The sequence below is a fragment of the Saccharothrix sp. NRRL B-16348 genome (assembly GCF_001280085.1).
In the GTDB taxonomy this organism is placed as follows: domain Bacteria; phylum Actinomycetota; class Actinomycetes; order Mycobacteriales; family Pseudonocardiaceae; genus Actinosynnema.
Genome location: NZ_LGED01000113.1, coordinates 146404 through 158827, shown reverse-complemented (window position 1 = coordinate 158827; position 12424 = coordinate 146404). Strand labels below are relative to the sequence as shown.

General features: G+C 72.2%; 8 protein-coding genes. 6 read left to right on the top strand and 2 right to left on the bottom strand.

Annotation, left to right across the window (positions count from 1 at the left end):
• The first annotated feature begins 85 nt into the window (after positions 1-85).
• Both ADK67_RS12245 and ADK67_RS12240 read left to right on the top strand, forming a co-directional pair.
• A complete protein-coding gene (locus ADK67_RS12245; RefSeq protein ID WP_053716519.1) occupies positions 86-895 on the top strand; it encodes a 2OG-Fe(II) oxygenase in 810 nt (269 codons plus the stop codon).
• 61 nt (positions 896-956) lie between these two features.
• A complete protein-coding gene (locus ADK67_RS12240) occupies positions 957-1799 on the top strand; it encodes a PhzF family phenazine biosynthesis protein (RefSeq protein WP_053716518.1) in 843 nt (280 codons plus the stop codon).
• 61 nt (positions 1800-1860) lie between these two features.
• Here ADK67_RS12240 and ADK67_RS12235 read toward each other — a convergent pair whose 3' ends face one another.
• Positions 1861-2325, bottom strand: a complete 465-nt coding sequence (locus tag ADK67_RS12235) for a RidA family protein (RefSeq protein WP_053716517.1) — start codon at positions 2323-2325, stop codon at positions 1861-1863.
• A 153-nt stretch (positions 2326-2478) separates the two neighbouring features.
• Here ADK67_RS12235 and ADK67_RS12230 point away from each other — a divergent pair, with 153 nt between their 5' ends.
• A complete protein-coding gene (locus ADK67_RS12230; RefSeq protein ID WP_157620195.1) occupies positions 2479-2991 on the top strand; it encodes a hypothetical protein in 513 nt (170 codons plus the stop codon).
• Positions 2992-2997: 6 nt separating this feature from the next.
• Here the strand turns inward: ADK67_RS12230 and ADK67_RS12225 are convergent, their stop codons facing one another.
• On the bottom strand, positions 2998-4581 hold the full coding sequence (locus ADK67_RS12225; protein ID WP_053716515.1) for a lipase family protein: 1584 nt from the start codon (positions 4579-4581) through the stop codon (positions 2998-3000).
• Between the two features lie 380 nt (positions 4582-4961).
• On the opposite strand from ADK67_RS12225, the gene ADK67_RS54580 reads away from it, so the two are divergent.
• The 3 genes from ADK67_RS54580 (at position 4962) to ADK67_RS12210 (ending at position 12397) form a co-directional block, all read left to right on the top strand.
• Positions 4962-11135, top strand: coding sequence for an RHS repeat-associated core domain-containing protein (locus ADK67_RS54580; protein ID WP_197289409.1), 6174 nt, complete (start codon positions 4962-4964; stop codon positions 11133-11135).
• 5 nt (positions 11136-11140) lie between these two features.
• On the top strand, positions 11141-11503 hold the full coding sequence (locus tag ADK67_RS12215) for a hypothetical protein (RefSeq protein WP_053716513.1): 363 nt from the start codon (positions 11141-11143) through the stop codon (positions 11501-11503).
• A 132-nt stretch (positions 11504-11635) separates the two neighbouring features.
• Positions 11636-12397 (top strand): GAF and ANTAR domain-containing protein, encoded by a 762-nt coding sequence (locus tag ADK67_RS12210; protein WP_231648146.1) that lies wholly within the window; start codon positions 11636-11638, stop codon positions 12395-12397.
• Positions 12398-12424 lie beyond the last annotated feature (27 nt).

Here is a 12424-nt window from a genome sequence, read left to right as displayed (position 1 = left end):
AGCCGATACGACCAAAAGGCGGGCGATTACCGCGAGGGCGTGGCGATACCCTGAGTCGCGCCGCAACGACTCGTGGGAACGGGTGATGACGTTGAGCCCAGTCGACCTGCACGACCCCCACTTCGCCGCCGTGACGACCCCTGTTTTCCGTCGCGAGCTGATCGCGGATCTCGCGGCCGGCCGGTGCGCCGCCATCCGGGTGCCCGATCTCGTGCCCGCGGCGCTGTGCGCCGAGGTGCTGGACGCCCTGGTCGGGGCCGACTTCGACTCGTACGGCGAGGAACGCGTGTTCCCGCAGGTGATGCGGTTCGGGGTGGGGGTGAGCGACCACCGCGAGGACGGTCGCGTCGCCGACGGCTATTGGGACGCGGTGGAATCGTCGCGCAAGGCGTGGGCGGCTCTCAACCTGTCGTTCGACCCCTTCGAATTGTGCCGCGAGCGGCTGGGCGCCCACTGGCCCGCCGCGGTGGCCGTCGGCACGCGGGACGGCAAGGAGATGGGCGCCGGCGTCGCCCGGGAGCCCAACGGCGGTTTCCAGGTCCACTACGACGACGCGCTGCGCGAGTTCTCCGGGAACCTGCTCGACGCCAACCTGATCGCCCAATTCGCGTTCAACCTGTACTTGAGCGTGCCCGAGTCCGGCGGTGAGACGGTGGTGTGGCGGCATCGCTGGCACCCGGCCGACGAAGCGTTCCGGCTGCCGGGCTCCTACGGGTTCCGCGAGGCGGTCGTGGGTGACGCCGAATCGTTCGTGTTGACGCCCTCGCCGGGTGAGGGGCTGCTGTTCGACCCGCGGAATTTCCACGCGGTGCGGCCCGGCGACGGCGGCCGGCGGATCGCGCTCGGCTTTTCGCTCGGGCTCACCGACACCGGCGAAATACACGTCTGGGGCTGACCCGGTCGCGGTGGACCGGTGGTCCTTTGACCTTCTTTTGGCTCCTCGCTAGCATGCTTCGATGGAAATCCTGAGATATTCCGCTTTCAGCGCCTCTCCCGGTGGCGGCAATCCGGCGGGTGTGGTCCTGGACGCGACCGGCGTCGCCGAGTCGGACATGCTCGCGGTCGCCGCGGAAATCGGTTACTCCGAGACCGCGTTCGTCGTGCCCGCCGCCGACCGGGTGCTCGACATCCGCTATTTCAGCCCCCTGGTCGAGGTGCCGTTCTGCGGGCACGCGACCATCGCGACGGCGGTCGCCTACGCGGAACGGCACGGCGTCGGGGAGTTGGCGCTGCGGACCAAGGCGGGCCCGGTGGCCGTGTCGACCAGGAGCGCGGCCGACGGCGCCGTGGTGGCCACGCTGGTCAGCGTGCCGCCGCGCGTCGAACCGATCGATGCCGACGACCTGGCGGCCCTGGTGCGCGCGCTGCGGTGGTCCGCGGCCGACCTCGACCCGGCCCTCCCGCCACGCGCGGCGTACGCGGGCGCGTGGCACCCGGTCATCGCGGCGGCCGACCGCGGGCGGCTCGCCCGGCTGGACTACGACATGCCCGCCCTGGCGGAGTTGATGGAACGGCGCGGGTGGGCCACCGTCGACCTGGTCTGGCGCGAATCGCCCACCGAGTTCCACGCGCGCAACCCGTTCCCGCCGGGCGGTGTGGTGGAGGACCCGGCCACCGGGGCGGCGGCCGCGGCGTTCGGCGGCTACCTGCGCGAGCTCGGGCTGGTGCCGACGCCGTGCGAGATCGTCGTGCACCAGGGCCACGACATGGGTCGGCCGAGCCGGATCGAGGTGGCGATCCCGGCGGAGCCGGGCAGCGGCATCGCCGTCACCGGGTCCGCCGTCGCGCTGGCGCCGTGACGGACGGCCGTTCCGGCGAGTGCGGAGGGTCTGCGCCGCCCGCACCCGCCGGCGTCCGGCCTCATCCGCCGATCTCGACCACGACCTCGACCTCCACCGGGGCGCCCAGCGGCAGCTCGGCCACGCCGACGGCGCTGCGGGCGTGGCGACCGGCGTCGCCGAACACCTCGCCGAACAGCTCGCTGGCCCCGTTCACGACGGCGGCCTGCCCGGTGAAGCCCGGGGCCGACGCGACGAAACCGACGACCTTCACCACTCGGACGATCTCCTCCAGGCCGACCACCGAGTCGATCGCGGCCAACGCCGCCAACGCGCACTGACGGCAGAGTTCTTTTGCCCGTTCGGGTGAAATATCGGCGCCGACCTTGCCGGTGGTGACGACTTCGCCGTTCACCATCGGCACCTGTCCCGAGACGAAGACGAGGTTTCCGCTCCGGACCGCCGGCAGGTAAGCGCCTTTCGGCGGACTCACCGGTGGTAATTCGAGACCGAGTTCGGACAGGGTCGAGCGCACGTCGGCAGCCATTGCGTTCCCTGAAGTCGGAAGGGGTGGGAGAAGAGCGTACACCCGGGCGTTTCGAGTGAATTTGCGAATGGCGGGAAGGCGCACGGCGGACGTGTCCGGGGATCCGGGGGAGTCGGCCGCAACCGCCGGCCCGTCCGGCACGTCCCAGTGACCATGAGAACGCTGCCGAACCGGACCGCGCTGCCGGGGGTCGTCCTCGTCGCGGTCCTCGCGCTGGCCACGGGGTGCTCGACCAGCGTGACCGGCACGGGCTCCGGCTCCGGGGCCGTGACGACGACCGTCGAGGCGACGCCCAGCCCCGGACCCGGCCCCGAGTCGAGCGCCGAGTCGAGCGCCGAGCCGACCGCGGCGTCCAGCCCCACGCCCGTGCCGTTGCCGACGATCGACGAGGGCGCGCCCGCCCAGTACTGCGACGACCCGTTCCCCGGCGCCCTGGGCAAGCCCATGCTGGCCGTCGTCGTGGAGACCCCGTCGGGCCGGCTGACGTGCGACCAGGCCGCCGCGGTGCTGTTCGACTACTACACCCAGCGCCGCGACCCGACCCCCGGACGCGCGCCGCTGCTGGTCGGCACGATGACGTGCAACCAGGTCCCCGAACCGGCGCTGCCGCAGGTCGTGTGCGCGGGCGAGGACGACCTCGTCTACTCGATGTGGCCCCAGACCTGACGCGGGTCAGAACCGGCCGAACAGCCAGCGACCGGGCTTGTCCGGCGTCGGGTCCAGGCAGAACTCCCTGGTGGCACGGATGATCTCGGCCGTCCCGACGGTGCCGCGGCCGTCGGCGTCGAGGCGGTCGAACAGGGTGCGGGCGTCGGGGTCGGGCAGCCCGCACCGGGTCGTCAGGGTCAGGAACTCGTCGCGTTCCACCACGCCCGAGCCGTTCGTGTCGACGAGCGCCAGCACGGCCGCCGCGAGCGGGCGCAACGTCCGGTCGAACGCGGTGTGCGCGGCGCGGGCGGCCCAGGCCAGGAACTCGGCCTTGCCGACGCGGCCGTCGTCGTCGGTGTCGGACTCGGCGGCCAGCGCGCGCCACAGGCCCCGGTAGCCGAAGCGCACGGCCATCGCGGCGGCCGAGCGGGGCGGGTGGCCGAACGACTGGACCAGGCGCAGCGCGAAGACCTCGTAGTCGTCACGGCGCAGGTAGCCGTCGCCGGTCGCGTCCAGCAGGTCGAAGCGGGCGGACGGCGTGGCCGGGGCGTGCGTGTGGCCGGTGATCGTGGCCGCCCAGTCCGCCGCGTCGGGGTGGGCCGCGGTGAGGATCGTGCCGTGGTCGGCGTCCGGGTACGTGGTCAGGCGGACGTCGCTGCCCGCCGTGGCGATGTCGTCGGCGAAGTCGTGGATCACGGCCGGCGGCACGATCTCGTCGTGCCCGGCGGCGGCGAGGAAGACCGGGCGGTCCAGGCGGGTGACCGGGACGCGGCACTCGTCGAGCACCCGGGCCACGTCGACGTGGCGGGTCAGGTCGGTCATGCCGGTCTGGTCGTTGGTGATCAGCCTGGTGGCGCGGAGCATCTCGACCAGCGACGCGCGTTCGGCCAGGTCGACCAGGGTGACGCCGCGCTCGGTGAGGAAGCCGTGCGCGAAGCCGGGGTGCCGGACGCGCATGCCCGCCAGGACGATCGGCACCAACGCGCACACGGCCTCGGACGCGTCCTTGGTGCGGGTGGCGATGACGCGGACCAGGTGGACGGGTGGCGCGAGCGCGACCGTGCCGAGGAAGTCCAGCTCCGGCGCGTAGCTCGTCGCGATCAGCGCGGTGAACAGCGCGGCGTGGCCGCCCTGCGAGAAGCCCGCGACGAGCCACCGGCGGTCGAGTGGGTGGTCGAGCCGCCGGGCGGCGCGGACGATGTCGATCACGTCGTCGGCCACCGCCTCGCCGTTGAGGTACGGGTGCGGGCCGGGGGTGGCGAGGCCTTCGTAGTCGGTGGCGGCGACGGCGTAGCCGGCCGCGAGCCAGGCGGCGATGTGCGCGCGTTCCAGCCGGAGCAGGCCGGTGCGCGACGGCGCGGTGCGGTCGGACAGGCCCGTGGTGCCGTGGGCGTAGCTGATCACCGGCCAGCCGCCGGCGGGAGGCGTGCCGTCGGGGATGAACACCGACCCGGTGACGAGGCGGCCCCGGCCGTCGTGCCCGACGCCTTGGTAGAACACGCGGTACGCGGCCTCGGCGTGGTCCGGGCGGAACCGGCGCGCGAGCGGGTCGGCGCGGATCAGCGCGCCGGGTCGTCGGCCGGGTTCCGTTCCCGTGGGTGCGTTCATGTCCCCCGAACGGTAGCGGTTGTCGCCGTCCCGATCGGGTGAAACCCCCTACTTTATCGATCTGCGATGCGCTCTTTTGAGGAAGTCGTTGACCGGTTGTCGTCGCGGCGGTGCCCTCATTGAGTTGACTATGTCCCTATTCCCGGTCGTTTCGACTCGACTTTCGGGTTCACTCGGTCGGGGTGTGGTTCGGTTGCCGGGTTTCCGCTTCAATGGCACGGAACCGTCGCGACGCCGGCTCGGCAATCGTCTCGGTGCAGGGGAAATTCGGGTCCGGCGAGCCAATGGCACGCGCCTGGTGCTGTTTCCGATCCGGTGGGGCGGCTTTGTGCTGCCCGCGATTTCGCGCAGTGATCTGTTTCTGGCGTTGGGGGGAAACGGTGGCCGGACGGGATGTGGCCTGGGGCAGCCGGGCTCGCCGGCTCGCGTCGGTGTGCGTGGTGTTGTTGGCGTCGAGCCTGGTGCAGCCGGTCACGTGGGCGCGCGCGGCGGGAGCGCCACCCGGCGTGACGGCGGGAGCGGGACCGGTGGACCGGCCCGCGCCCGCGTCGGCGCGCCCGGACGAGGCCTTGCCGCCGGAGAAGTGGCCACCGGCCGTGCCCGCGGGTGTGCGGGCCGACGGCGAGCCGAGGAGGTTGTCCGCCTCGGACTGGGCCGCGGTGCGCAAGCCCGGCCAGGGCGCGGCGGGGGCCGAGGAGGTGTTCGCCGGCGTCCTGACCAGGCCGGGGTTCGTCGTGGGCGACACCTCCCTGGTCGCCTACTTCGACGTGCGCGACGACGGTCGGGCGTGGTCGTCGTGGCGGGCGCGGGTGTTCGAGACGGCGACGGGCGCCGAGCAGGCCTCGACGGTGCTGCCGCGGTCGGAGTTGCAGGTCCCGTGCGGCGCGGTACGGCAGTTCTGCCGCTCGTTCGGCGGCCGTGAGGGGTGGGTGCTCGACCCGGGCAAGGAGTACTTCGTCACGCTGGCGGCCATCCTGGACGAGGGCGGCGAGCTGGTGTCCGAGCCGGGGCCCACCACGCGTCCGCGCACGACGGTCGAGCCGCCGCCGATCCCGGTCGAGCAGGCGTCCGGCTGCGGCTGCGGCACGGCGTTGAGCACGACCGGCGCGCGGCAGGCGTTCCGCGGCGACGGGGTGAACACGGCGACCGGCGCGTTCACCCGGATCGAGCCCGACCTGACGATGGCGTCGTTCGGGGTGCCGTTCACCTCCACCAGGGTGTACTCCTCGACGTTGAACCAGCCCGGGCTGTTCGGGCCGGGCTGGGCGTGGACCTACGGGATGCGCGTGACACCCGTCGACGGCGGCGCGATGGTGCTGGCCGACGACGGTGCCCAGGTGCGGTACCGGCTGGTCGACGGCGCCTACCAGCGGCCGTCCGGTGTCCGCTCCACGCTGCGCAAGACCGACGGCGGCTGGGAACTGGTCACGCTGGGCAAGCTGGTCTACGGCTTCGACGGCCAGGGCCGCCTGGTGTCGATCCGCACGCCGCGCGGGATCGGGGTGTCGCTGGCGCACACCGACACCGAGATCGCCGTCACCGACGCGTCCGGCCGCGTGGCGCGGGCGCGGGTCGTCGACGGCCTGGTCCGCGCGATCACGCTGCCCGACCACCGCAAGGTCCGGTACGAGTACGACGAGGCCGGCCGGTTGGCGGTCTACCACGACGCGCGCGGCGGCCAGTGGCGCTACGGCTACTCGGCCGAGGGCCGGCTGACCGAGGTGCGCGACCCGCAACCGCACCGGACCGCGTTGGTGCGCAACGAGTACGACGCGTCCGGGCGGATGGCGCGCCAGCTCGACGCCGTCGGCAACGCCACCGCGTTCGCCTGGAACGCCGCCGAGCAGGAGGCGAGGACCACGGACGCGGACGGCGTCGTGGTCATCGACGGCTACCGCGGCAACGTGCTGCTGCACAGCAGGCGCGGCGCGGGCGACACGGACAACCACCGCTACGACGGCTCGCTCAACCGCAACCTGCTGGTCAACGGCAACCACAACCAGCACGAGACGCAGCACGACGCCAACGGCAACACGATCCGCCGCGCCGCGCCCCAGGGCTTCGACGAGAAGACCAAGTACGACGAGCGCGACAACCCGATCGAGTTCACCGACGCCAAGGGCAACGTCTGGAAGAACACCTACAACGAGTTCAACGAGCTGGTCCGCAGCACCGACGCGGAGAACCACTCGATCAGCTACACCTACGACGAGCGCGGCCTGCGGACCAGCAGGACCGACCAGCGCGGCAAGGTGACCCGCTTCGAGCACATCCCGGTCGGTCGGCCGAACTCCGGGCTGCTCGCGGCCGTCATCTCGCCGGAAGGGCGGCGCACGGAGGCCGAGTACGACGCCACCGGCCGCCGGGTCGCGTCGACCGACCCGCGCGGGACGGTGCGCGGTGCCGACCGGCGGGCGTTCACCACCGAGTACCGCTTCGACGCGCAGGACCGCGTGGTCGAGGTGTCCGAACCGGGCAAGCACCACTCGTGGCGCACGGACTACGACGAGGTCGGCCGGATCAGCCGGACGGTGAACCCGGAGCACGTGAAGGTCGAGTACCACTACCTCGAGAACGGTCGGCTGGAGAAGGTCACCGATCCGCGCAAGACCACCTCGATCACCTACACCGCCGCCGGCCGGCGCGCGTCGGTCCGGGTCGAGATGGGCCGCGGCGAGCAGGACGTCGTCACCGCCTACCGGTACAACGCCAAGGGCCTGCTGCACGAGGTGATCTCGCCGCGCGGCAACGTGTCCGGCGCCAACCCGGCCGACTTCACCACCACCTACCGCTACGACGCCAACGACAACCTCGTGCGCATCTCCCGCCCGTACCCCGGCGGCCAGGTCGTGCACAAGGACATCAAGGTCGACGAGCTGGACCGCACCACGTCCACAGTGGACGAGTTCAACAAGCCGTCCACGTTCCAGCGGGACAACACCGGGCACGTCACCGGCACCACCGACAGCCTCGGCCGCAGCCTGTCCATGGGCTTCGACCGCAACGGCCGCCAGACCTCCGCCACCGACGCCGGTCGCAACACCACGAAGTCGACCTACGACGAGGCCGGCAACAAGATCCGCCAGGAGAACGCCACCGGCGGCGTCACCACGTGGGAGTACAGCGACGACGGCCTGCTGCTGCGCACCACCGAGCCGCGCGGCAACGTCGAGGGCGCCGACCGGGAGCGGTTCACCACGCACTTCGAGTACGACCTGGCGGGCAACCGCACCAAGGTGACCGACCCGCTGGACCACACCACGGTCTCGGCCTACGACGCCAACAACCGCCTCACCTCGGTCACCGACGCCAACGACCACACCACCCGCTACCGGTACCGCGAGGACAACCAGCTCGACAGCGTCCACGGTCCCGACGCCCGGTTCCACCCGCACGCGCCGCACCTCGGCGCCACCGTCTACAGCTACCACGCGGACGGCCTGCTGGCGGCGATCCGCGACCCGAACCACCACGTCCGGCGCATCGACTACGACCGGGCCGGACGACCGACGCACACCACCGACCCGCTGGGCCGCCGCGTCGAGGCCACCTACGACGTGGAGAACAACCTCGTCGCCGCCCTCACCCGCGGCGAGCACGAGTGGATCAGCGACGCCGAACGCGCCAGGCGCACCATCGTCGACACCTACGACATCGTCGGCCGCCGCACCGAACGAGCCCTGGGCGACAGCGGGCCGAAGTACACGTGGGGCTACGACGCCAAGGACCGCATCACCTCCTATGGCGACCCGCTGGGCGTGCGCAAGGTGTCCTACGACGACGAGGACCAGATCACCCGCGTCACCCGCGAGGAGGCGGCCGGGCGCAGCGAGACGTTCGACTACGACTACGACGTGCGCGGCAACATCACCACCCGCGCCTACCCCGACGGCACCCGCGTCACCAGCGGCTACGACGCCGACAGCCGCCTGTCCGAACTGACCGTCAGCGGCGGCAGCGCGGGCGCGGACGCGGGCACCTGGCGGTTCGGCCACGACATCGCGGGCCGCCGCACCAGCACCACCCTGCCCCCGGTCACCGGCCTGGTGGAACGGCGCGCCTACGACGACGCCGGCCGCCTGACGTCCATCGGCACCGACCGCACGCCGGGCGCCGGCCCGCCGCCGAACGTGCAGGACCCGATCTCCGCCTACCAGCTCGACCTGGACCCGGTCGGCAACCCGATCAAGGTCACCACGACCCGTGGCGGGGTGTCGGAGGCCGTGGCCTACGCCTACGACCCGGCCGACCGCGTCACCTCCGCCTGCTACGCCGCCACCAGCTGCGACCCGCACGCCGCCAACGCCGGGCGCATCGACTACAGCTACGACCTGGTCGGCAACCGCCTCACCCAGAAGCGCACCGGCACCGCCGGCAGCGACACCACCCGCTACCACTACGACGCCGCCGACCAGCTCCGCAAGCGCATCGTCAGCGGGCACCGCGCCGACGCCGCCAACGCGCCCGACGGCGAGGCCACCGGGCACGGCAGCGTCACCGAGTTCGACTACGACCTCAACGGCAACCAGACCAAGGCCGGCCGGGACACCTTCGCCTACAACCTGGACAACACCCTGGCCACCGCCACCACCGGCGGGCGCACCACGTCGTTCGCCTACGACGCCGCAGGCCTGCGCCTGAGCGCCACCTCCGGCACCGGCCAGGCCGCCACCACCCAGCGCTGGACCTGGGACGTCAACGGCACCCTGCCGCAGATCGCCCTGGACACCACCAGCAACGCGGCCGGCGCGGTCACCGAACGCCGGGGCTTCGCCTTCGGGCCGGACGACGAGCCGTTGGCCCTGCTCGACCCCGCCACCGGCGCCCACCCGTACACGCACGACTGGCTGGGCGGCGTGGCGAACATGCTCAGCCCCGCCGGCGTGCCCGAGGCGGGCTACGACTACGACCCGTTCGGCAACCCGCGCGAGGGCGACACGCTCACGCCGGGCGACCCGTCCGGGCCCGCCAACCCGCTGCGGTACACCGGCGCGTACCAGGACTCGACGTCGGGCGAGGGCAACTACTACCTGCGCGCCCGCAACTACAACCCCGACACCGGGCGCTTCACGAGCACCGACCCCATGCCGCAGCCCGGCGCCGCCGTCTCCGCGTACGCCTACGCCGAGAACAACCCGATCTCCTACACCGACCCCACCGGTGCGGTCGTGGACGCGGGCGGCGGCAGCGGCTCGCCGTCCGAGAACGGCGCCACGGAGCCGACCGGCCCGAGCCCGGAGGACGTGGCCAAGGCGCAGCAGCTCCAGAGCAAGAGCCTGGTCGACGTCATCCTCGAGGCCGGCGGCCAGATCCTCATGGAGTTCCTGGGGATCAACGACATCGTCAACTGCCTCAAGGGCGACATCGGCGCCTGCGTCTCCATGGTCATCGGCGCCCTGCCCTGGGGCAAGATCTTCAAGGCCAAGAAGATCGCCGAGGCCATCTTCCGCGCCGGCAAGGCGGTCATCACCTTCTTCCAGGAGCTGAAGTGGGCCCGCGCCATCATCCAGGGCGCGGAGAAGGCCGCGGAAGCCGCCAAGGCCGCCGCCGCGGCCGCCGCCAAGGCAGCGGCGGAGAAGGCCGCCAAGGCCCGCGCGTTGGCCGAGGAAGCGGCGCGCAAGGCCGCCGCACAGGCCGCCGAACGTGCCAAGGCGATAGCGGCCAAAGCCAAGGCGGCCACCAAGAAGAAGCCCGCGAAGGAGGGCTGCAACAGCTTCCCGGCGGGCACCCGCGTGCTGCTGGCCGACGGCACGACCAAGCCCATCGAGCAGGTCCGGCCGGGCGACCGGGTCCGGACGACCGAGCCGAAGACCGGGCGCGGCGAGGACCGGCAGGTCACCCGCGCCATCCGGACCGACCACGACAAGCGGCACGTCACGCTGACCGTCACCGGTGACGACGGCGCGCGGCACACCATCACCGCCACCGAGCACCACCAGGTCTGGTCGGTCACCCGGGAGCAGTGGGTGGAGGCCGGGCGGTTGCGGCCGGGCGAGCTGCTCCGCACGTCGGCGGGCACGTTCGTCCAGCTCGGCGCGGTCGAGGCGCACCGGGCCGACCGGCGGACCCACGACCTCTCCGTCGACGGCATCTCCGCGTACTACGTCGTCGCGGGCGCGGTGTCGGTCCTCGTCCACAACTGCGGCGAAGGTCCGCTCCGGCCCAGCGTCGAGAAGACCCGGCCCGCCGTCGGCTCCGGTCCCAGCCAGGCGTACCAGGTCGCGCACACCGGCAACTGCGAGCAGCTGTGCGTCGGCGGCGGTTCGCAGGTGTGGGCGGACGGCGTGGAGGGGTTGAGCACCATCCTGGACGCCAAGTTCATCGGCAACCCGGGGCGCAGCCCGTTCATCCCCAACTCGGGGCTGCCGGACAAGATCCGCGGCCTCATCAACGCGAAGATCGAAGGCGAGTTCAGCCGATACGGTGACGTGATCAACGATCCCAGCACGCCGTTCGAGCGACTTCGGGTCATCACGAACGAAGCGGCGGCGGTACCGTACTTCGAAGGTCTGATGACCAAGTTCAACATCCCGGGCGAAGTGGTGGTCAGGTAGGGGAGATGACGTATCTGGCGCTCGTCGAAGGCGACGACTGGTCGCTCGGCAGGGACGCCCTCGTCGAGGCGCTGCGCCGGGACTGGCCGGCGAGCGTGATCGAGGAGGACGGTCGGGGAGACCCGGCCCGCGACGTCGCCTGGAGCCACGGGGACGCGATCTCCGAAGTCGAGGGGACGGCGCACGAGTCGGGCCAGTGCCTCTACCTCGACGGGCAGGTGCGGCCGGTCGCGGAGTTCGTGGCGTGGTACCGGCGGCTCGTGCCGGCCGACCAGACGGTGATCCTGTGCGACGACACGTACAGCTTCGACGCCGTCGTGGAGCCCGGCGCGGACCCCGGTCGGGTCCTGTCGCTGTTCCCCGCCTGAGCCGCAACGCACGCGTTCCGTGCCGTGTCAAGTGTGACAACGTTTCAAAGTGGGCACGATAACGGGTGACGGTTCGCGGTTGCGATGGCACGCCTCGGACCGCGGGTGTTGGCTGGTGCGGACAGGAGGCGGATGGCGATGGGCGGCGGGCAGCGGGTTGTGGCGGGCGACCACGTCGCCGAGGGGTTGGTGCGGCGGCTGGACGACGTGACCGGCGCGTTGGAAGGGCTGTCCGAGCTGTTGGAGCAGGAGGAGGACCTGTCGGTAATCCTCGACCGGATCTGCAGACAGGTGGCGCACGCGATCCCGGGCGCGGACCAGGTGAGCGTGACGCTGCTGTCCGACGGCGAGCCGGTGACCGGTGCGGCGACCGGGCAGGCGGCGCTGGACGTGGACTTCGCGCAGTACCTCGTCGCCGAAGGGCCGTGCCTGCAGGCCGCCCGGACCGGGCAGGTCGTGCACGCCGTGCCGGCCGAGCTGCCGTACCGGTGGCCGTCGTTCGGCCGGCTGGCGGCGGGGTTCGGCATCGCCGGGTACCTGTCGGCGCCGTTGTGCGTCGACGAGGACGCGCCCGGTTCGCTCAACCTCTACAGCGAGCGGCCGGACGCCTTCCGGGCGCTCGACGCGGCGCTGCTCGAGCTGTACACCACCGCGGCGGAGGCGGCGCTGCGCAACGCCCGCCGCTACCTGCGGGCCCGTGCGCAGGCGGTGCAACTGCGTCACGCGCTGACCTCGCGAGCCGTCATCGACCAGGCGAAAGGCGTCGTGATGGCCGTGCACCGGGTGTCCGCGGACGAGGCGTTCGCGATGCTGGTCGACCGGTCGCAGCGGGCGAACGTCAAGCTCCGCGACTTCGCCGAGCGGTTCATCGAGGAGATCCTGACCGGCGACTGACCTGGCGTTCTCCCGGACGGGGGCGCA

Coding starts and splice junctions, on each gene's coding strand:
- ADK67_RS12245 (WP_053716519.1), top strand. CDS start 86: ATGACGTTGAGCCCAGTCGACCTGCACGACCCCCACTTCGCCGCCGTG.
- ADK67_RS12240 (WP_053716518.1), top strand. CDS start 957: ATGGAAATCCTGAGATATTCCGCTTTCAGCGCCTCTCCCGGTGGCGGC.
- ADK67_RS12235 (WP_053716517.1), bottom strand. CDS start 2,325: ATGGCTGCCGACGTGCGCTCGACCCTGTCCGAACTCGGTCTCGAATTA.
- ADK67_RS12230 (WP_157620195.1), top strand. CDS start 2,479: ATGAGAACGCTGCCGAACCGGACCGCGCTGCCGGGGGTCGTCCTCGTC.
- ADK67_RS12225 (WP_053716515.1), bottom strand. CDS start 4,581: ATGAACGCACCCACGGGAACGGAACCCGGCCGACGACCCGGCGCGCTG.
- ADK67_RS12215 (WP_053716513.1), top strand. CDS start 11,141: ATGACGTATCTGGCGCTCGTCGAAGGCGACGACTGGTCGCTCGGCAGG.
- ADK67_RS12210 (WP_231648146.1), top strand. CDS start 11,636: ATGGCGATGGGCGGCGGGCAGCGGGTTGTGGCGGGCGACCACGTCGCC.